Genomic DNA, 20,848 nt, shown 5'->3' on the forward strand with positions numbered 1-20,848 from the left:
CATCGCCAACCTCAACTGGCACAAAGGGGACTGGTTGCGCCGCCGCGAGCCACGCGAGCCGCTCTACCCGGCCGACGAGCTGTACGGCGTGGTGCCCACGGACCTCAAGACGCCCTATGACGTCCGCGAGGTCATTGCCCGGCTGGTGGATGGCTCTGAGTTTGACGAGTTCAAGGCCCGCTTCGGCACTACCCTGGTCTGTGGTTTCGCGCACTGGGCCGGCATGCCCGTGGGCATCATCGCCAACAACGGCATCCTGTTCTCGGAGTCCTCCCAAAAGGGCGCGCACTTTGTGGAGCTGTGCTGCCAGCGCGGCATCCCGCTGGTGTTCCTGCAGAACATCACTGGCTTCATGGTTGGACGCGAGGCGGAACAGGGCGGCATCGCCCGCCACGGCGCCAAGCTGGTCAATGCCGTTGCCTGCGCCAGCGTGCCCAAGTTCACGGTCATCATTGGCGGCAGCTTCGGCGCCGGCAACTACGGCATGTGCGGTCGCGCCTATGAACCACGCTTCCTGTTCATGTGGCCGAATGCGCGCATCGCTGTCATGGGCGGCGAACAGGCTGCCGGAGTGCTGGCGGATGTAAAACGCGGCGCCATCGAACGCCAGGGGGAGACCTGGTCCGATGAGGACGAAGCCGCCTTCAAGCAGCCGGTGGTCGAACAGTTCGAGCGCCAGTCGCACCCCTACTACGCCAGCGCCCGGCTCTGGGACGACGGCATCATCGACCCGGCCAGAACCCGTGAGGTAATTGCCCTGGCCCTTTCCGCCGCGCTCAATGCCCCCGAGGCCGACACCCGCTACGGCGTCTTCCGGATGTAAGGAGCCCCAGATGAATAATATCGATAACGCCGTGCTCGTCGACACACCCCGGCAAGGACTGCGCCGCATCCGACTCAACCGCCCGGACAAACGCAACGCCTTCAATGCGGGTATCATCGCGGAGTTGAGCAGCGCCATCGAAGCGGCAGCACGTGACGATGAAATACGCGCTGTTCTGCTGGCGGCCGAGGGCAAGCACTTCTCCGCCGGCGCCGACCTGGAATGGATGCGCTCCACCGCCGCCATGGGCGCGGAAGAGAACCGGGAGGACGCCCAGGCGCTGGCCCGCCTTATGCGCCTTCTGGACGAATGCCCCAAGCCCACGCTGGCCCGGGTCCAGGGCGCCGCTTTCGGGGGTGCGCTGGGGCTGATCTGCTGTACCGACATTGCCATCGCCTCCACCGATGCCCGTTTCTGCCTGAGCGAGGTGCGCCTTGGACTGGTACCGGCAACCATTGGCCCCTACGTGGTGCGCACCCTGGGGCAGCGCCAGGCACGGCGCTACATGCTCAGCGCGGAGCTGCTCGAGGCGGAACAGGCCCGGTCGCTTGGATTGATCCACGAACTGGCGGATCCGGCACAGCTTGATGACCGGGTCGAGGCGCTTGCCGGGCAATTGATGCAGGCCGGGCCTGAGGCCCAGTCCGAGTGCAAGCTCCTGCTGCGCCGGCTGGATGATCCGGCTGCTGGCGAGGGCGTGGATGAGTTCACCGCCGCCATGATCGCCCGGGTCCGCACCGGCGCCGAGGGTCAGGAGGGCCTGAGGGCCTTCTTGGAAAAGGATACCCCCGCCTGGCAGGAGGCCAGCCCCGATGAATGACCTCACCCTGCTGATCGCCAACCGGGGCGAGATCGCTGCACGCATCATCCGCACCGCCCGCCGCATGGGCCTGCGTACCGTGGCCGTGTATTCCCAGGCGGACCGTGATGCCCCATTCGTGGCCGCCGCGGACCAGGCTGTCGCCATCGGCCCGGCGCCGGCCCGGGAATCCTACCTGGACCCGGAACGCATCCTGCGGGCTGCGCGGGAGACCGGCGCCGACCTGATCCACCCGGGCTATGGCTTCCTATCCGAGAGCACGGAGCTGGTCAGGCGCTGCGAGGACGCTGGCATCCGGTTCGTGGGTCCGGGCACCGACGCCATTGCCGCCATGGGCGACAAAACCGCCGCCAAGCGACTGATGGAAGATGCCGGCGTACCACTGGTGCCCGGCTACCACGGCGACGATCAGTCCCTGGACCACCTGGAATCCGAAGCCCGCCGGATTGGCCTTCCGGTGCTGATCAAGGCCAGCGCCGGCGGGGGCGGCAAGGGCATGCGCGTGGTGCGTGAATTCAGTGAGCTTCGCAACGCCCTGGATGGCGTCAAGCGCGAGGCCAGCGCCGCCTTCGGTAATGACCAGGTTCTGCTGGAACGCTTTGTGGACCAGCCCCGGCACGTGGAAGTCCAGGTCCTGTTTGACCACCACGGCAACGGCCGACACCTGTTTGACCGTGACTGCTCCATCCAGCGCCGCCACCAGAAAATCCTGGAGGAAGCACCGGCCCCGGGTCTCACCCAGGCCACGCGTGACGCCATGGCGGACGCCGCGTTGCGCTGCGCCCACGCCATCGGCTACCGCAACGCCGGCACCGTGGAGTTCCTGCTCGGGCCCGACGGCCGCTTCTACTTCATGGAGATGAACACCCGCCTTCAGGTGGAACACCCCGTCACCGAGGCCATCACCGGCCTGGACCTGGTGGAGTGGCAGATCCGCATCGCCCTGGGCGACCCCCTCCCCTGGCCCCAGGAGGCGCTGGCGATCAACGGCCACGCCATGGAAGCGCGCGTCTATGCCGAAGATCCGGACCAGGGTTTCCTCCCGACCAGCGGCCGCATCCAGTATCTGGATGAGCCCGAAAACATGGCCGGCATACGCATTGACTCCGGTATTGCCCAGGAGTTGACGGTCTCAAACCATTACGACCCCATGCTCGCCAAGGTCATCACCCATGGCACGGATCGCCACGCCGCCATTAGCCGCCTGCGCGGGGCCCTGATGCGTTACCATCTGGGCGGATTCCCCACCAATATCGGCTACCTGTGCCGGATACTGGACCATGACTCTTTCATTAACAGCGATCTACAGACACATTTTGTGGAACAACATGAAGCGGATCTGGTAAAGCCAGCAATAACCGGGGAAATCGCCCTGGCACTGGGCCTGCTGGGCTGGCTCTGGCTCCAGCAGCCGGAAACCGCCTCAGCCGACCCCTGGGACGCCCTCACCGGATGGCGCCTCGTTGGCGAGCCGTGGCAGCGGGCGGAAGTCCACCACGGCGAACGCCATACCCTGGAATACGCCCTCCAGCTCAGGACCGGCGATTGGCATCAGGTCCGGGTCCGGGGCCTCTCCGATCACCCCCCGACCCTGCGCTGGCACCGCCGGGGCCATCAGGGCACGGTATTGATGGAATCCCCCGGACGGTGCCGCCGGGAACTGTCCCTCACCGCCATCAGCCGCCCACCGGCAGGGGTGACGCTCTTTGCCGAGGGCGAAGCCTGGACCGTGCGGGTTAACCACCCGGAAATGGATCTGGCCGAAGCGGACACCGGCAACCTGACCGCCCCCATGCACGGGCGCGTGGTCGCGCTGCACTGCGCCGCTGGCGAGCGGGCCAACAAGGGTCAGCCGCTGGTGGTCATGGAAGCCATGAAAATGGAACACACCATCACCGCCCCGGCCGACGGCACGGTCACGGAACTCTACTGCAGTGAAGGCGACAGCCTCAGCTCCGGCCAGACCCTGCTCGCCTTCGAACCGGACGGAGACACCCCATGAGCGACCATGCCGAAATCGTCGAAGTCGGCCTGCGCGACGGCCTCCAGAACGAACGCACGCCCGTCGACGCCACAACCCGCGCCCGCTGGTTCAACGCCCTCGCCGACGCCGGCCTGAACCGTATCGAGGCCGGCAGTTTCGTCTCGCCGAAATGGGTTCCCCAGATGGCCAGCACTGACCAGGTCATCGCCGGCATCCAGCGGCGCCCCGGTCTTTCCGTTGAAACCCTGATCCCCAACCAGAAAGGCCTCGACGCTGCCCTGGCTTCCCGGGTGGACCGCATCGCCGTCTTCACCGCCGCCTCCGATGCGTTCACGCAGAAAAACATCAACTGCAGCATCACCGAAAGCCTCGAGCGCTTCGCCCCCTTGATTGAAGCGGCCAATAACGCCGGCCTCCGCGTACGCGGCTACATCTCCACCATCGCCGCCTGCCCCTACGCCGGCCGAATCCAGCCCGGGGCCGTCGCCGACGTCACCGAACGCCTGCTGGGGCTCGGCTGCGACGACATCTCCCTGGGCGACACCACCGGCGTCGCCCGGCCCAGGGAAATCGATGCCATCCTGGATGCCGTCCTCCCTCTCGTGCCGGCAGAGCGACTCGCCCTGCACTGCCACGACACCTATGGCCAGGCCCTTGCCAACGTCCTCCAGGGCCTCGAACGCGGCATCCGCACCTTCGACAGCGCCGCCGCCGGCCTCGGCGGCTGCCCCTACGCCAAAGGCGCCTCCGGCAACCTCGCCACCGAGGACCTGTTGTACCTCCTTGAAGGCCAGGGCCTGCAAACCGGCGTCGACCTCGAGGCGGTATGCCGCATCGGCAACGACATCTGCCACAGACTTGATCGACGTACACCCTCGAAAGTCGCGCAGGCGATGCAATGTTAAGCTGAGCGGCAGACAAGCGCCAAAACAACCCAGGAACCCAACCCATGACTGAAGCCCCAATCTGGCAACCGTCACAGGAACGAATCCAGAACGCCCGCATCACCCACTACCACAACTGGCTCCAGACCCAGGGCCATCAACCGGGTAACACCTGGCAGAGCCTCCACCAATGGAGCATCGACAACCCCGCGGCATTCTGGGAAACCATCTGGCAATACTTCGACGTCCGCGGCCAGTACCAGGCCCGCCGCATCTTCGAGAACGGCGACCAGATGCCCGGCGCCACCTGGTTCGGCGGCGCCCGCCTCAACTTTGCCGAAAACCTTCTGCGCGGCGAACCCGACCGTGTCGCCCTTATCGAGCAACGCGAAAACGGCCGCGGCCGCCAGATGACCTACGGCGAACTGCGTGAACACAGCGCCCGCCTCGCCGGCACCCTCCAGGAACACGGCGTCAGCAAGGGCGATCGTGTTGCCGCCTTCATCACCAACGGCATCGAAGCCATCATCGGCATGCTGGCCACCGCCCGCCTGGGCGCCGTATGGTCCTCCTGCTCTCCGGACTTCGGCTTCCAGGGTGTGCTGGAACGCTTTGGCCAGATCGAACCCAGGGCCCTGATCGCCGTCAATGGCTACCAGTACAACGGTAAGGCGATTGATACCCGCGAGCGCGTCGAACAGCTCGCAGGCGCACTCCCCAGCCTCTCCGTTCAGATCCGGATCGACAACCAGCCCGACTGCCCCTGGGACGAGGCCGCCAACACCGTCGGATGGAAGGACGCCCTGATGGCCGAACCCGCCGCCGGGTTTACCCCCATGGCCTTTGACGACCCGCTCTACATCCTCTACTCCTCCGGCACCACCGGCGCGCCCAAGTGCATCGTCCACGGCATCGGCGGCACCCTTCTCCAGCATCTCAAGGAGCTGGGTCTGCACACCGATGTAGGCCCGGACGACGTGGTCTTCTACTACACCACCACCGGCTGGATGATGTGGAACTGGCTCGCCAGCACCCTGGCCCTGGGCGCCACCGCGGTCCTCTACGACGGCTCGCCCATGGCCCCCACGCCGGAGGTCCTCTGGAACCTGGCCGAGGAACACGGCATTACCGTCTTCGGTGCCAGCGCCAAATACTACGCCGCCTGCGGGAAACAGGGCCTGAAACCCGCGGAGACCCACGGCCTGGACCCGCTGAAGGCGATTCTTTCCACCGGCAGCCCTCTGGCCCATGAAAGCTTTGACTACATCTACCGGGACGTGAAGCCGGACGTCTGCCTGTCCTCCATCTCCGGCGGTACCGATATTGTCTCCTGCTTCGCCCTCGGCAACCCGACCCTGCCGGTCTACCGGGGCGAACTCCAGTGCCTGGGCCTTGGCATGGACGTAGCCATCTATAACCACGAGGGGCAGCCGGTGGCCGGGCAGAAAGGCGAACTGGTGTGCCGCGCGCCTTTTCCCTGCATGCCGGTCGGCTTCTGGAACGACCCTGAGGGCGAGCGCTTCCACAGCGCCTACTTCAACCGCTTCCCCAACACCTGGGCCCACGGAGACTTTGGTGAAATCCGCGAACACCCGGCGACAGAGGACACCCCCGCCCAGCGCGGCATGATCATCCACGGCCGGGCGGATGCGGTACTGAACCCGGGTGGGGTACGCATCGGAACCGCCGAGATCTACCGTCAGGTCGAAAAACTGGATGACGTCCTGGAATCCATCGCCGTGGGCCAGCAATGGGGTGACGATCAGCGCGTCGTGCTCTTCGTGCGACTCCGCGAGGACGTGGCGCTCAACGATGAGCTCTGCGAGCGCCTACGACACGTTATCCGGGAGAACACCACACCACGCCATGTGCCGGCGAAAATCATCCAGGTACCGGACATTCCACGCACGCTCAGCGGCAAGATCGTGGAGCTGGCGGTGCGCAACGTGATCCACGGTGAATCCGTGAAGAACCGTGAGGCGCTGGCCAACCCGAACGCGTTGGACCATTTCCGGAATCTGGCGCAACTGCGGGACTAGGCGCCCGCAGGCGGCGCGTGAGTTGTGCTGAGCGCCTCGCGGGTCTTGTCCGCGATACCGATGCCGGCGCCGGCCATGGCCTGGTAGGTTTCGGAAACGCCGGCTCGCTGCAGCGGTGCCGCCTCGTCGTCATGGAAGGTATTGGCAACAATCGGACCGGTGAACCCCATCTTCCGGAGGTTGCGGGCTGCGATCAGTTTCCCCTCCAGGTGTGGCATGGCAAGGATGACCGCCTGCAGGCCCTCCAGGTCCAGCCCCTGCCACAGTTCGATATCCTCGGCGTCCGCGTAGACCACGTTGTGGCCCCGGGTGCACTGGTTTGCCACCTTGTCCGGATCCGCGTCCATGCCCACAACGGTGAGTCCACCTGCACCAACAGCGGTGTACGCCGCCTGCCCTGTGCGCCCCATCCCAACAATCAGGATGTCCGCCTGGCCCAGTGACAGCGGCTGCTGGTCCGGGTGATCACTGGACCGCTCGAACCGCCTCAGCCAGGGCTCCATCCGGTCAAACAGCGGATGCGCGATGCGGTTGAGCGGTGCCGCCACCAGGAAGGAGACCGCGACTGTAATCGCGAGGGGCACCAGCCAGGCCTCAAGCACACTGGCAGCCACAATCAGCCCGAACTCACTGTAGCTCATCAGGCTGAGCGCCCCCAGAAAGGCATTGCGGCTGCGCAGGCGGAAAAGAATGAGCAGGAAGAAGAACAGGATGCCCTTGAGGGGCAGCAACAGCGCCATGCCGAGCGCGAACAGCAGCGCCTGCTGGTCCGGAAGACCCGACATACCGATCTGCAGAAAAAAACCGACCAGAAGGATTTCCTTCAGCCCCCACAGGGAATGGGACAGCTCCTGGGCCCGGGGATGATTCGCCAGCAGGACGCCCATTGCCAGGGCGCCCACCTCCGGACTGAGTCCCACCACCTCAAAGCCATAGCCCCCGACAGCAACCGCCAGGACCACGCCCATCAGAACCAGCAGCTCCTCGTGCCCGGCTACATCCATCAGCCAGTGCATGACCGGGCGCAGAAGCGGCAGTGCCAGCACCACCAGGGCCCAGGGCGAGGGTGTCTGCCCACCGGCCACGCTCAGAACCACAAGGGCGATGAGGTCCTGCAGGATGAGAATGCCGATGGCTACCCGCCCGTGGAAGGAGCGAAGCTCCCCCTTGGCCTCCAGAACCTTGGCCGCCAGCACGGTACTGGAGAATGCCAGGGCGGTTGCCAGCAGCAGCGCATTCGCCGTGCTGATCTCCAGAAGATAGAGGATTCCTGTTCCCAGGATGCCGACACTGATCATGAAATGCAGGATGGCGCCACCCACCACGGCCGGCTCCACCAGATGCCGGATCTTGAGCTTCAGCCCGACCGAGAACAGCAGCATGAGGACGCCGAGATGCGCCACATGATCCAGGAACGGCCCTGCCTGGGGCGGGAGCCCAAATGCCTGCCCCCAAAGGTTGAGCGCAAACCCGGCGGCGAGAAATCCAATCAGAGGCGGCAGACCGACCTGGCGCACCATGAGACCGAAAACAAACGCAAATGAAAGAGAGACAACTTCGATTAACATTGACTAGGCTGTGTCCTGATTATCACGGACGCGGGCTTCGGGTACCGCACTCAAAAGCCCGATTGTAGCATTGATGGCTGGATCATAACGGAGGCATCTCGCATGGAAATCTATCAGGAGTTCACGTTACTGCTGTTGATCGCCGTGGTTGTGGGTTATTTTTCCATGCTCCTGCGCCAGCCACTGCTTATTGCGTACCTGGCGGTCGGCATCATTGTAGGCCCCAGCATACTGGGCATTGTCTCCGCCCACACACAGATTGACCTCCTTGCTCACTGGGGCATCACCATTCTGCTGTTCGTCGTTGGTCTCAAACTGGATCTGAGGATTGTGCGTTCCCTGGGGCCTGTGGCCCTGGCGACGGGACTGGGTCAGCTTGCATTCACCATCCTGATCGGTTTCGGTCTGACGCTTCTGCTCGGCTTTTCCCCAATCGATGCGCTCTATATCGCCATCGCCCTGACCTTTTCCAGCACCATCATCATCGTCAAGCTCCTTTCCGACAAAGGCGAGCTGGAATCCCTGCATGGCCGCATCGCCATGGGCTTCCTGATCGTCCAGGACATCGCAGTTGTTCTCGCCATGCTGGGCCTGAACCTCACCATCCCCACCGCGGATGACCAGCTTATCCCGCCGCTTCAGGGCCTTGGCATCAGCGTGGTGTTCATGGTGGTCGTCCTGCCATTGCTGATGCGGTATGTGATTCCGGGGCTGATGCGCAGCCTGGCCCGCTCCGTCGAGATGCTGATGCTGTTCGCCATCGCGTGGGGGACCATGCTTGCGGCGGGAGCGGACATCCTGGGGCTTTCAAAGGAAGTCGGGGCGTTCATTGCCGGCTTCTCCCTGGCCAACACGGCCGTCAAGGACGTGATCACAAGCCGGCTGACGAGCCTGCGGGACTTCCTGCTCCTGTTCTTTTTCATCTACATGGGTGAACAGCTCAACCTGAGCCTTATTGGAGACAACCTCTTTCCTGCCCTGGTTCTCTCCCTGTTCGTTCTGATCGGCAATCCCCTGATCGTCATGGCCATTATGGGAGGCATGGGGTATCGGCGTCGTACTGGGTTCAAGGCGGGGCTGACCGTGGCTCAGATCAGCGAGTTCTCGATCATCTTCATAACCATGGGGCTGGGCCTCGGCCACATCGGCGATAACGTGCTCGGTGTGGTGACGCTGGTCGGTATCGTGACCATCACGACCTCAACCTACATGATTCTCTACTCGGAACAGCTTTTTGAGCGGGTTCGGGGGTGGCTCTCGCCGTTCGAGCGTACTCTGACCTACCGTGAACTCGACGACTATACACAGGGGCAGGCGGCTCCGATCATCATCATTGGACTGGGACGTCTGGGGCGACGCATTGCCGGTCAACTCATCGAACGCGGGGAAGACGTCATTGGTGTTGATATTGATCCGGGACGGGTCGAACGGGCCCAGACCGAGGGGATACATGCCGTCTTTGGTGACGCGGAGGACATTGAGTTCCTGTCCCATCTGCCGGTCCACACCGCGAAGTGGGTTGTCAGCACACTGCCCCGGCGCGAAGTGAACGAAATTCTGATGCAGGGGCTCGCCCTTTTTGCGAGATCCGGGCGCATCGCCATTGCCAGCTTCCGGGAGGATGACGAAATTCACTGGAAACACAGGAACGTGGACTTGATTCTTCACCCGTATCGTGAAGCCGCGGAGCAGGCGGTCGCACAAATTACGCCCTGACCGTTCCAGCCAGTCAGCGCCAGAAACGCTGCATCTGAAGAAAGGTAACGGAGGCGGACCAGGTGATCAGCATGAAGCCGATCAGCGCCTCCACGCCAAAAATGAAACGGATGGGGCCAACAGGATAAACCTCCCCATACCCCAAAGTGGTATAGGTCACGGCGGAAAAGTAGATGTAGTCCATCACGCCGGACACATGGCCTCCGGTTACAGAACCCGCACCCTCAATCTGGGCCAGCGTCCAAGAGACCAAACCGAACAGCCAGATCTCAATGACGTGGGCTACAAAAAGCCCCAGAACCATCAGGACCATACATAGGGACTGGTGCAGGCTGGTGCCATCAAAGCGCCGCATGAGCGCCGTAGCGGCCATACAGTGGAGAACGACTGAGGCAATCAGCGCAACGAGTGTTGCAGCGCCAGCGATTGCGTGCGTCTGCGTCAGCATGAGTCCACTTTTCGGATCGTTGTAAACAGAAAAGCCGCACCCCGGAGGGTACGGCTTTCATCATAGCCTGATACGGGCGTTCCGTCAGACCACCTTCTTGAGTTCTTCCTCAAGCTGCGGTACCGCATCAAACAGGTCCGCTACAAGGCCGTAGTCCGCCACCTGGAAAATGGGCGCGTCCTCGTCCTTGTTGATGGCCACAATGAACTTGGAATCGCCCATGCCAGCCAGGTGCTGGATGGCACCGGAAATGCCGACGGCGATGTAGAGGTTCGGGGCCACGATCTTGCCGGTCTGGCCGACCTGCATGTCGTTTGGTACGAACCCAGCGTCGACGGCGGCACGGGACGCGCCGATGGCGGCGCCCAGAACGTCGGCGACAGACTCCAGCATCTTGAAGTTGTCGCCATTCTGCATGCCGCGACCACCGGAGATGACCACGTCGGCAGCTGCCAGATCCGGACGATCGGATTCGGCCAGCTCTTCGCTGACGAACTCGGAAAGGCCGGCGTCGTGCGCTGATTCCACGGATTCAACCGAAGCTGAACCGCCTTCAGCCGCAACCGGGTCAAAGCTGGTGGTCCGAACGGTGATCACCTTGACGCTGTCACTGGACTGCACAGTCGCAATCGCGTTACCGGCGTAGATCGGGCGAACGAAGGTGTCCTCGGACTGCACACCGATGATGTCGGAAACCTGCGCCACGTCGAGCATGGCGGCAACACGCGGCATGGTGTCCTTGCCAACGGTGCCGGCGGAGGCGAACAGATGGCTGTAGCCCTTGCCCACTTCCGCGATCAGCAGACTGAGATTCTCGGCGAGATCATGCCCGTAAGCGTCATTGTCGGCAGCGAGCACCTTGTTGACGCCGTCCGCCTTGGCGGCCTGTTCGGCAACACCGCCGATGTCCTTGCCGGCGACCAGAACGTCGATGTCACCACCAGCAGACTTGGCAGCGGCGATAACACTGAGTGTCGACCCGGCCAGCTCACCTTTGTTGTGATCTGCAATAACCAGTGTACTCATTTAAATCACCTTCGCTTCGTTCTTCAGTTTGTCGACCAGCTCCTCAACGCTCTCGACCTTGACACCGGGCTGACGCGGCTGCGGCTCTTCAACCTTGAGTGTCTTGAGCCGCGGCGCAACATCGACGCCCAGGTCGGCCGGGCTGATGGCCTCGAGCGGCTTCTTCTTGGCCTTCATGATGTTGGGGAGCGAAGCGTAGCGCGGTTCGTTCAGGCGCAGATCCGTGGTAACCACGGCCGGCAGGTTCAGGGAAACGGTCATCAGGCCGCCGTCGATCTCACGGGTCACCTTGACCTTTTCACCTTCCACCTCGACCTCGGAGGCAAAGGTGCCCTGGGGCATCCCGGCCAGCTGGGCCAGCATCTGGCCGGTCTGGTTGTTATCGGTGTCGATGGACTGTTTGCCCATGATCACCAGGTTCGGCTCTTCCTTGTCCACGACGGCCTTGAGCATCTTGGCCGCATCCAGGGACTGGACATCTTCGTCCGTCTCGACCTGGATGGCGCGGTCAGCGCCCAGTGCCAGCGCGGTGCGCAGCTGCTCCTGGCTGACCTTGGGACCGATGGTCACGGCGACAATCTCGGTGGCAACGCCCTTCTCCTTGAGACGGACCGCTTCCTCAACGGCGATCTCGCAGAATGGGTTCATTGCCATCTTGACGTTGGACAGGTCCACGCCGGTGTTATCCGGCTTGACGCGAACCTTGACGTTGTAGTCAATCACTCGTTTTACAGCGACCAGAACCTTCATAGATTCCTCGTTTCCTGCCATGGGTTTAGAATGTTCATGCGGCGGGCGTCCCCGGCAAAAGCGCCCTAATACTGACGACAAAACCACAGGGGGTCAATAGCTCCAGGGACGGGATGCCATTGCTCAATGTCATTCAAACAAACGTTTGTTTGATTTCCATGATGATATATCCTGTGGCAACGTAAAGCCACAGATTGCCCATTGGAAATCCTGAGGAGACTATCGTGGAACGCGAATCGATGGAGTTTGACGTCCTGATCGTGGGGGCGGGCCCTGCTGGACTCTCGGCTGCCTGCCGTATCCAGCAGCTGGCCAACGAGGCGGAGCAGGAACTGACCGTCTGTGTTGTCGAGAAGGGATCCGAGGTCGGTGCCCACATCATCGCCGGCACCGTTTTCGAGCCGACCAGCCTCAATGAGCTCTTCCCCGACTGGAAGGAGCGCGGTGCCCCGCTGAACACGCCGGTTACCCGGGATGACATCTACTTCCTGCGCGGCGCCGACAGTGCCCGCAAGGCGCCCAACGCCTTTGTGCCAAAGAACATGCACAACCATGGCAACTACATCATCAGCCTGGCCAACCTGTGCCGCTGGCTCGGCGAGCAGGCCGAACAGCTGGGCGTCGAGATCTATCCGGGTTTCCCGGCCGCCGAAGTCCTGTACGAGGATGGCGTGGTCAAGGGCATCCTCACCGGCGAGTTCGGCGTCGACGCCGAGGGCAACCACAAGGACGGCTACATGCCACCCATGGAGCTGCGGGCGAAATACACCCTGTTCAGCGAAGGCTGCCGGGGGCACCTGGGCAAGGACCTGCTGCAGCAGTTCAACCTGGACGAGGGCAAGGACCCGCAGCACTACGGCCTTGGCATCAAGGAGCTGTGGGACATCGACCCGGCCAACCACGAACCCGGGCTGGTGGTGCACACCGCCGGCTGGCCGCTGTCCGAGAGCGGCTCCACCGGGGGTGGGTTCCTGTATCACCTGGAAAACGGCCAGGTCTATGTCGGGCTGATCACCGACCTGTCCTACTCCAACCCCTACGTCTCGCCGTTCGAGGAATTCCAGCGGATGAAGACGCACCCGACCATCAAACAGCACCTGGAAGGCGGCAAGCGGGTATCCTACGGGGCGCGGGCCATCACCAAGGGCGGCTACAACAGTCTGCCCCGGATGCATTTCCCCGGCGGGCTGCTGCTGGGCTGTGACGCGGGCACGCTGAACTCGTCCAAGATCAAGGGCTCGCACACCGCCATGAAGTCCGGGATGCTGGGCGCTGAAGCGGTTTTCGAGGCGATCCAGAAGGGCTCTGAAGGCGGCGACGACCTGACCGCCTTTGCGGAGAAGTTCGAGAACAGCTGGCTCTTTAAGGAGCTGTTCTCCGAGCGCAACTTCAGCCCCGCTATGCATAAGTTCGGCACCGTCATCGGTGGCGGCATCGCCTTCCTTGAGCAGAACATCCTGCGCCGGCCCCTGCCGATCACCTTCCACGACACCACGCCGGATCACGCGGCGCTTAAGCCGGCCTCTGAGTGTTCGAAGATCGACTACCCGAAGCCGGACAACAAGCTGACCTTCGACCGGCTGTCCTCGGCGTTCATGTCGAACACCAATCACGAGGAAGACCAGCCCTGCCACCTGCAGCTCAAGGATCCGGAGATTCCCATCCGGGATAACCTGCCGACCTACGACGAGCCGGCACAGCGTTACTGCCCGGTGGGCGTGTACGAGGTGGTGGATGCCGAGGATGGCAGCGGCAAGAAGTTCCAGATCAACGCGCAGAACTGCATCCACTGCAAGACCTGCGACATCAAGGACCCGGCCCAGAACATCCAGTGGGTGGTCCCCGAAGGGGGCGGTGGCCCCAACTATCCCAATATGTAAGGGGTAGGTACAAAAAAAGGCGACCCGCGGGTCGCCTTTTTTATGTCCGTTGCACTGAAAACGCTGCTGATTCAGTGCTTGGAGAAAGACTCAGTGCACGTGGCCGTGCTCTTTCTCTTCGTCGGACGGCTCACGCGTATCAACCACCTCAACATCGAAGTGCAGACGCTGGCCGGCGAGCGGATGGTTGGCATCGATGGTCACGGTCTCATCCTCAACGGATACCACGCGTACGATCTGCGGGCCGCCGGGCGTTTCCGCCTGGAACTGCATGCCGGGCTCGACCTTCTCAACGCCCTCAAAAGCGGAGCTCGGGACGGGCTGGACCAGTTCTTCGCGGACTTCGCCGTAAGCGTTCTCCGGATCCAGGGATACCTGGGCTTCGTCACCCTGGGCCTTGTCGGTCAGTGCTTCTTCCAGGCCACTGATGATGTTCTGGGCCCCTTCCAGATAGCTGAGCGGCTCACGCTCGCGGGAAGAATCCAGAACCTCACCCTCGTCGTTCTTGAGGGTGTAGTGGATGCTGACGACACGGGATTCGGTCATGTTGACTCCTTGCGTATAGGACAGAAACGTCGTAATAACAATAGTGCGGTGGATCGAAAGTGTTGCTGAACAGCGGCCTGTACAGAGGGACTTACGACGATCCGGGACGCAAGGGTGCTGCTCAATACAGGCACCCATACTCCATGATAGAAAATAATGGCGGCTTTGAAAACCGTGATCAGCCGATCCGGCCCAGGGAAAAGAAACTGCCCTGACTGACCACCCCGACGTGGGTTGCGCCGTTGATGGCACGCTCCTCAGCCAGTTCCGTGAGGTGGTAGAAGGCACTGCGCTCGATCCGGGCCTGGAGCCCGCGCCGTACCATCACATAGGGCTGGGGTTCGCCCCTCTTATCATCCGTTCGAACGATCAGCGGGTGCGAGTCACCGATCGGGAAGCGGTCCTCCACATCCGTATGCAGCCAGAGAACGCGCCCATCCCCCTCACCTTCCTGCTCAACGCTGTGTGCGAGGAAGGGAACATCTTCCACCTGGATGCGGTACTTCTCGTGCGGTGTTAGAAGATAGTAGTAACCATCTGATTCACGACGCATGATGGAGGCGAAAAGTCGGCGCAGCGCCAGCCGTTCGATTTCACGGCCCTGGTAGAACCAGCGGCCATTACGGTTGATGAACAGTTCCAGGTCGTCCGTGAACGGCGGATCCCACTGATCCACCGGCGGGCCCTTTCCGGTTGTATCGTACTGGGCGACGTGTTCGAATTGTCGGGCCAGTTCCGCCTGGGAATCGGGTTCTCCCATCTGCAGCCCTCCGGCGCAATCAGTGCATGGAACAGGTCCGATACTAGCGGTGCGAGCCCTCCCCTTCAATGACGGACATGACGGAGACGGAGCATGACGGAGCGTTTTTCAGCCACGCAGCTGCTGAGTGAATTCCCGCTTGAGGCGGGGCTTGCCTATCTCAACCACGCGGCCGTGGCACCCTGGCCGCGGCGTGCCAGTGATGCCGTTGCCCGCTTCGCCCATGAGAACAGCCACCTGGGGGCCACTCACTATCCCCAGTGGCTCACGGTTGAGGACCAGCTCAGGCACAACCTGGCCCGGCTGATCAATGCACCGTCCGCGCAGGACATCGCCCTGTGCAAGAACACCTCCGAAGCGCTTTCCATGGTTGCGGCTGGCCTGGACTGGCATGAAGGGGATGAAATCATCATCACGAGCCAGGAATTCCCCTCCAACCGGATTGTGTGGGAGTCCCTTGTGAGCCGTGGCGTCCGCATACGGGTGGCGGATATCGACCGCCAGGACGTCACACCGGAAGGCGCGATTGAGGACCTGATCACTGACAGAACCCGCCTGATGTCGGTCAGTTCAGTCCAGTATGGCACCGGCCTGCGTCTTGACGCCGCCCATCTGGGCGCGCTCTGTGACAGCCATGGCATCCTGTTCTGTCTGGACGCCATCCAGAGTGCCGGTGCCGAGCCGCTGGATGTCCAGGCCGCGGGCGCCCATTTCGCCATGGCGGATGGCCACAAGTGGATGCTGGGACCCGAAGGCCTGGCCTTTTTCTATGTAGCACCGGAATGGCGGGAGTCACTGAAACTCTATGAATACGGTTGGCACATGGTTGCCGACCCCGGTAACTTCGACCGTAAGGACTGGGCCCCGGCTCCGGACGCACGGCGCTTTGAGTGCGGCAGCCCCAATCTGCTCGCAGCTCATGCCCTTGAGGCCAGCACCGGTCTGCTGCTTGAAGTGGGACTGGATCAGGTCAGGAGCCTGATTGACCAGCGCGTGAGCCGCCTGGCGAGCGGTCTGGATCGCATTAAGGGCATTACCCCCGTGACGCCCCCGGAGCCACAGCGCCGGCTGGGCATCTACACCGTACAGGTCGATGGGCTGGACAATCGCCATCTCTGTGACCGGCTGGCCCAGCAGCGGGTTATCAGCGCCAGCCGCGGCAGCGGGGTACGGTTCTCGCCCCACTTCTATACCCCTTATGCCGCACTGGAGCAGGCCCTGGACACCCTGGAACGCCTCGTGCGCCAGGGCTGATCAGATGGCGGAACCCTCGCCCTGACGGGGCAGAATGAACTCCACGTCGCTGTTCTGGGTGGCATTCATGAGCGCTCCCACCACATCGGTGATGGAAGCTCCCCGGTAAAGGATCTGGTAGAGCCCCCGTACCAGGGGCATGTAGACGTCCAGCTCGATGGCTTTCTCGTGGACCAGCTCCAGGGTCCGGACCCCCTCTGCCACCTGCCCGAGCTCCGTCACGGCCTCATCCAGAGTGCTGCCCTGCCCGACGGCATAGCCGACCCGGTAATTGCGGCTCAGACTGGAGCTGCACGTCACGATCAGGTCCCCGACGCCGGCCAGCCCCAGGAACGTCATGGGGTTGGCCCCCATGCTCACGGCAAAGCGGCTCATTTCCGCCAGGCTGCGGGTAATCAGCATGGACTTGGTGTTCTCGCCCATACCCCTGGCATCGGCCAGGCCGGAAACCACCGCATAGATGTTCTTGAGTGCGCCGCCAAGCTCAACACCGTACACATCCAGGTTGGCATAGATACGGAAATAGGCGTTCCCCAGGGCCTGCTGGACACGCTCCCGCAGTTCCCGGTCCTCGGAAGCGATCACGGAAGCGGTAATCTCATGCTGGACGAGCTCGCCGGCCAGGTTGGGCCCGCTCAGGACCCCCACCCGGGTGCCGGGCAGCTCTTCCTTCAGTACCTGGCTCATGAGCCGGAAACCGTCGCGCTCAATCCCCTTGGTGAGGCTGACCACCATCTGCTGGTCGCGGAAATGGCCGGCAGCGTTTCGGATCACATCACGGAAGACCTTGCTGGGCAGTGCCACGAACACCAGCTCTGCCTGCTCGATGGCACCACCCATGTCGGTGGTGGGTTCAACCAGCGAGTCCAGCTCGAGTTCCGGGAAATACTGGTGGTTGATGCGGGTGTGGCGGATGGCCTCTGCCTGCTCGGCACTGCGCATCCAGAGTCGGACGGGATGCCCGTTCTCGGCCAGTACCTGGGCCATGGCGGTGCCGAAACTGCCACCACCCAACACAGTGGTCTGAATCGCGTTCTCCATGAAGCGGGCTTATTCGGTTTGTTCAGATGGGTTCAGGGGGCTTCGCATTCCAGGGCACGCACCAGATTCTGGAACTGTTCCTGATTGTGATGGTTCATGCTCATCAGGGTCCGGTGCGCATCCAGGACCTTGTCCCGCACTTCCTGCTCACTGGCGCGCATGAGCGGAATCTCCTCAAGTTCCTGGGGATCCCGTGCCGGTTCGCGCACGATCAGGAAGATGCGGTCGAAACCCATGGAATGGATGATGCGGGTGACGTCAGGGTTGGTGGTGATCAGCGTGGGCAGGAAGTGGCTGCGTTCCTCGGAGGCCATGGCGATTTTGGCCAGCAGCCCGAGTGTGGTGCTGTCGATCACTTCCGTCTCGGTGAGATCCACCACCACAGTCCGGAACTCGGGGTTTCCGAACATGTCATCAATGATCTGGTCCAGCGTTGAGCAAAGATTGAGACGTACTTCTCCGATGAACTTGAGTACGTAAATACCCCGCTCCTGAGCCTGCAGAATCTTGCAATCACTCATCAGCAGCACGTCCGTCGGTCACCGTCACTATGGCAATGTCATCGGGAAGTTCGTCCATTGCCTCGATCTGTAACGACTCACTGAGTCTTTCGACAGTGTGACGTCCAGATTGCACGAGTTCAAGTAACCGTTTTTCCTTCTCGTCCAGACTGGGGGCATCGATCACTTCAAGAATGCCGTCCGAGAACAGGATCAACCGGAAGCCGGGGTTCAGCCGCTCACTGTAATGGGCCCAGTCGGGCTTGTTGAACAGCCCTACAGGGAGGCCGCTGCCCTCAAGGAAGCGTGCGCCATTCCCATCCAGGAGGATCGGCATGGGGAAGTGGCCACCCACGGAGTAACGCAGTTCACGGGCCTGGGTGTCCACCAGGCCCACAAAGAGGGTCACGTGTTTACCCAGACCGGTTTCCAGCAGTTCATGGTTGACCCTCTGAAGGAACCGCTCCGGATCCAGGATGTCCTCACTGGAGCCGCGCCGCAGATTGCGCTGGAGGCGGTTGGTGAGGTTTTTGAGCAGTACCGTTACGAAGGCGCTGCTGGCCCCGTGCCCGGACACATCGGCGATGTAGACCAGGCTCAGGTGCTCATCAAGCTTCATGTAATCCAGGAAATCACCGCTGAGGTACAACGATGGCTGGATGCAGTGCGTCATGTGTACCCCGGCCATTGACTGGTCCGGGTCGGGGAGCATCTTCATCTGTACCTTGCGCCCGGCACTCTGGTCCGCACGCAGCTCGGAGATCCCCTCGCGCAGGTTCAGATTCTTGCGTTCCAGTTCCTCACGGTAGACCTCGTTGAGTCGGGCCACCCGTATCCGTTCAAAAAGCTTGGCCAGCGCGTCGTCCACGGCATTCTTGTCATCCAGGGGCTTAAGCACCACTTCCGAGGCGCCTGCCCGCATGACTGCAACCACTTCATCCGCTGTGCTGGCACCGCTCAGTGCGATCACGGGCGCCTCCACGCCGCCGCTCGTGGCCTCGCGCGCAAGATCGCTGATATGGGCAGCCGGCAGATCGGCAAAGATCAGATCCGGTGGTGTCGCACTCAGACTGGCAACCCCCTCCATCAGGCTTTCACATGCGGTCACGTAATACCCACGGACCTGAAGGTGGCGGCACAGCTCATTGCGGCTGTCAGCCTCCGGATCAATGATGAGAATGTGTTCCGTGCGGGTGGCCATGGGCACCGCTCCCAAAGACAGCGAATATCCCGCCCGGCGCGGCGGTACGCGGGCGCGGCTGATGTGCTAGAGTCTGGCCCTGTTGCGCAACTTAGGCAAGCGGAAAGCCCGATGACGCGAAGTGCCCTGGATGACCTGCTCGGTGCCTACGACAAGCTGATCATGGACCCTGTCCATGGTGGCATACGGCTCCACCGCCATGAGGTGGATGTCATTGACCACCGTCTTTTCCAGCGCCTGCGCAACATCTGCCAGAATGACATTCTGAGTCTGGTGTTTCCCGGCGCCACCCACTCACGCTTCCTGCACAGTATTGGCGTGATGCACGTGGGTGACCGGATGTTCCGCGCCATGATGGACGCCTACCTGCGAGAACGCCAGCTCAGCCGCCATCCCGAACTGACATTTGAGCAGCTGGATGCGATCGACTACATGGCCAAGGTCATCCGTCTGGCCTGCCTGCTCCACGACAGTGGTCATTCCAGTTTCTCGCACCAGTTCAACCAGGCCGACCGCATCCAGCAGCTGATGCAGGCTCCGGGGCGCTTTGATCAGCTCTGGGCGGGCATCGATGCCAGCACCTTCTATCCTGAACTGCCAGATGTACTGGAGCACGAGCACTACTCGGTGCGCATTGCCTGGGAAGTGCTCTCGGATATGGACCTGCCGGGACGTTCCGGCATTGAGATCCAGGATGTGCTCGGCGTCATGGAGACCACCGAGCCCGCGCCCAGCGAACGCTTCCAGCAGCACGCCCACACCTTCTGGGCCTTTATCGCCGGCCCGGACGCTCACGCCGGCGCCCTTGAGACGAGCGCGGTCCCACGCCTGGTGATGGATCTGCTGTCCTCGGTGGTCTCTGGCGAGATCGATGCCGACCGCGCCGACTACATGCTGCGGGACGGCTTCCATTCCTCGGTGACCATTGGTGGTTTCAACCTGGATCACCTGCTGAACAACCTGCGCTTCGGCTGGAGCCTGGACTCCCCCTGGCTGGGACTGGCTGTCACCCAGAAAGGGCTGGGGGCACTCGAGGACTTCGTCTATTCCCGCTACCAGATGTACCGCAAGGTCTATGCCCACAAGACGGCGCTGGGCTTTGACTGGCTGCTGCGGGAAGCAATCAATGAAGTGCTTGAGGACAGGGACGTACTTGATTGGGTGGACGACTGCCTTGGCGACATCCGCAACTTCGCGGACATCACGGACACTTTTTTCTGGGAGGCTTTCCGGCGCAAGGCCCGCGCCAACCCGGCCAGCTGTTCGCGCTGTGTGGTGGACCGGGTCCGTCTGAAGCACGTCGACACCCGGGAGGGGCTGGATCCCGAGGCCATTGAGGCCCACCGTCACTACCTCTCCCGTGCCCTTGAGGCCCCGGTTCAGGAGATTGTGACCTGCACCATGCATGCCCGTTTCTCCCACATTCGCGACCACTTCGACGGCATACAGGTCCTTGCGCGCGACGCGGTGACCGGTAAGCGCCACCTGGAGCGCATTACGGACATGTCCACCTTCTTCCAGAAGTTCGCTGACAGCACCATCGTCCATTTCTACAGACTGCCCGAGCCTCTACGGGCATGATTGATTCTCCCAATCTCCCCTATTGCC

At 62.4% G+C, this 20,848-nt stretch carries 18 protein-coding genes; 9 read left to right on the plus strand and 9 right to left on the minus strand.

The genetic code is table 11. The features are described 5' to 3' along the window. The 5 genes from QZ501_RS03510 to QZ501_RS03530 all read left to right on the plus strand — a co-directional run. Positions 1-823: carboxyl transferase domain-containing protein (locus QZ501_RS03510; RefSeq protein WP_295717194.1), on the plus strand; the 823-nt coding region annotated here is incomplete at its 5' end. Positions 824-833: 10 nt separating this feature from the next. Continuing rightward, complete coding sequence (locus QZ501_RS03515; protein ID WP_295717196.1) at positions 834-1,643, plus strand: enoyl-CoA hydratase-related protein; 810 nt, start codon at positions 834-836, stop codon at positions 1,641-1,643. After that, positions 1,636-3,645, plus strand: coding sequence for an acetyl/propionyl/methylcrotonyl-CoA carboxylase subunit alpha (locus tag QZ501_RS03520; RefSeq protein WP_295717198.1), 2,010 nt, complete (start codon positions 1,636-1,638; stop codon positions 3,643-3,645). Before QZ501_RS03515 ends, QZ501_RS03520 begins: the two co-directional genes overlap by 8 nt. Further along, positions 3,642-4,532: a hydroxymethylglutaryl-CoA lyase gene (locus QZ501_RS03525; protein ID WP_295717201.1), complete on the plus strand. Its 891-nt coding sequence runs from the start codon at positions 3,642-3,644 to the stop codon at positions 4,530-4,532. Before QZ501_RS03520 ends, QZ501_RS03525 begins: the two co-directional genes overlap by 4 nt. A 44-nt stretch (positions 4,533-4,576) precedes the next feature. Beyond that, entirely contained in the window at positions 4,577-6,550 is a 1,974-nt protein-coding gene (locus tag QZ501_RS03530) for an acetoacetate--CoA ligase (protein WP_295717203.1), read from the plus strand. Here the strand turns inward: QZ501_RS03530 and QZ501_RS03535 are convergent. Further along, positions 6,547-8,118 carry a cation:proton antiporter family protein gene (locus QZ501_RS03535; RefSeq protein WP_160898750.1) on the minus strand — a complete coding sequence of 524 codons (1,572 nt, stop codon included), beginning with the start codon at positions 8,116-8,118 and terminating at the stop codon, positions 6,547-6,549. The genes QZ501_RS03530 and QZ501_RS03535 overlap by 4 nt on opposite strands. 102 nt (positions 8,119-8,220) lie before the next feature. Between QZ501_RS03535 and QZ501_RS03540 the strand changes: the two genes are divergently transcribed. After that, positions 8,221-9,834, plus strand: a complete 1,614-nt coding sequence (locus QZ501_RS03540) for a cation:proton antiporter family protein (protein ID WP_151439516.1) — start codon at positions 8,221-8,223, stop codon at positions 9,832-9,834. A 13-nt stretch (positions 9,835-9,847) separates the two neighbouring features. On the opposite strand, the gene QZ501_RS03545 is transcribed toward QZ501_RS03540, so the two are convergent. The 3 genes from QZ501_RS03545 to QZ501_RS03555 all read right to left on the minus strand — a co-directional run bounded on the left by QZ501_RS03545 (position 9,848) and on the right by QZ501_RS03555 (position 12,058). Next, positions 9,848-10,282, minus strand: a complete 435-nt coding sequence (locus QZ501_RS03545) for a potassium channel family protein (protein ID WP_160898748.1) — start codon at positions 10,280-10,282, stop codon at positions 9,848-9,850. An 84-nt stretch (positions 10,283-10,366) separates the two neighbouring features. Continuing rightward, the gene (locus QZ501_RS03550; RefSeq protein WP_151439518.1) at positions 10,367-11,308 is read right to left on the minus strand and encodes an FAD-binding protein; all 942 of its coding nucleotides are present in this window, start codon (positions 11,306-11,308) and stop codon (positions 10,367-10,369) included. Continuing rightward, positions 11,309-12,058: an electron transfer flavoprotein subunit beta/FixA family protein gene (locus QZ501_RS03555; protein WP_295717211.1), complete on the minus strand. Its 750-nt coding sequence runs from the start codon at positions 12,056-12,058 to the stop codon at positions 11,309-11,311. It lies immediately after the preceding gene. Positions 12,059-12,282: 224 nt separating this feature from the next. Here QZ501_RS03555 and QZ501_RS03560 point away from each other — a divergent pair, with 224 nt between their 5' ends. Then, entirely contained in the window at positions 12,283-13,938 is a 1,656-nt protein-coding gene (locus QZ501_RS03560; protein WP_295717213.1) for an electron transfer flavoprotein-ubiquinone oxidoreductase, read from the plus strand. 90 nt (positions 13,939-14,028) lie between these two features. Here QZ501_RS03560 and QZ501_RS03565 read toward each other — a convergent pair whose 3' ends face one another. Next, the gene (locus tag QZ501_RS03565) at positions 14,029-14,484 is read right to left on the minus strand and encodes a peptidylprolyl isomerase (protein WP_095616885.1); all 456 of its coding nucleotides are present in this window, start codon (positions 14,482-14,484) and stop codon (positions 14,029-14,031) included. Positions 14,485-14,662: 178 nt separating this feature from the next. Next, positions 14,663-15,244 carry a DUF1285 domain-containing protein gene (locus tag QZ501_RS03570; protein WP_295717217.1) on the minus strand — a complete coding sequence of 194 codons (582 nt, stop codon included), beginning with the start codon at positions 15,242-15,244 and terminating at the stop codon, positions 14,663-14,665. 93 nt (positions 15,245-15,337) lie between these two features. Here QZ501_RS03570 and QZ501_RS03575 point away from each other — a divergent pair, with 93 nt between their 5' ends. Beyond that, positions 15,338-16,498 carry an aminotransferase class V-fold PLP-dependent enzyme gene (locus tag QZ501_RS03575; protein ID WP_295717219.1) on the plus strand — a complete coding sequence of 387 codons (1,161 nt, stop codon included), beginning with the start codon at positions 15,338-15,340 and terminating at the stop codon, positions 16,496-16,498. On the opposite strand, the gene QZ501_RS03580 is transcribed toward QZ501_RS03575, so the two are convergent. Genes QZ501_RS03580 through QZ501_RS03590 form a run of 3 tightly spaced genes read right to left on the minus strand, consistent with a single transcriptional unit; the run spans position 16,499 to position 19,240 of the window. Next, positions 16,499-17,539 carry an NAD(P)H-dependent glycerol-3-phosphate dehydrogenase gene (locus QZ501_RS03580; protein WP_151439523.1) on the minus strand — a complete coding sequence of 347 codons (1,041 nt, stop codon included), beginning with the start codon at positions 17,537-17,539 and terminating at the stop codon, positions 16,499-16,501. It lies immediately after the preceding gene. 32 nt (positions 17,540-17,571) lie between these two features. Further along, entirely contained in the window at positions 17,572-18,060 is a 489-nt protein-coding gene (locus tag QZ501_RS03585; protein ID WP_151439524.1) for an STAS domain-containing protein, read from the minus strand. After that, entirely contained in the window at positions 18,053-19,240 is a 1,188-nt protein-coding gene (locus tag QZ501_RS03590; RefSeq protein WP_151439525.1) for a SpoIIE family protein phosphatase, read from the minus strand. The genes QZ501_RS03585 and QZ501_RS03590 overlap by 8 nt, the downstream gene beginning before the upstream one ends. Positions 19,241-19,351: 111 nt before the next feature. Between QZ501_RS03590 and QZ501_RS03595 the strand changes: the two genes are divergently transcribed. After that, complete coding sequence (locus QZ501_RS03595; RefSeq protein ID WP_295717221.1) at positions 19,352-20,821, plus strand: phosphohydrolase; 1,470 nt, start codon at positions 19,352-19,354, stop codon at positions 20,819-20,821. The last annotated feature ends 27 nt before the right edge of the window (positions 20,822-20,848 follow it).

It is taken from the genome of uncultured Halovibrio sp. (assembly GCF_913056445.1).
Classification (GTDB): Bacteria; Pseudomonadota; Gammaproteobacteria; order Pseudomonadales; family Oleiphilaceae; genus Halospina; species Halospina utahensis_B.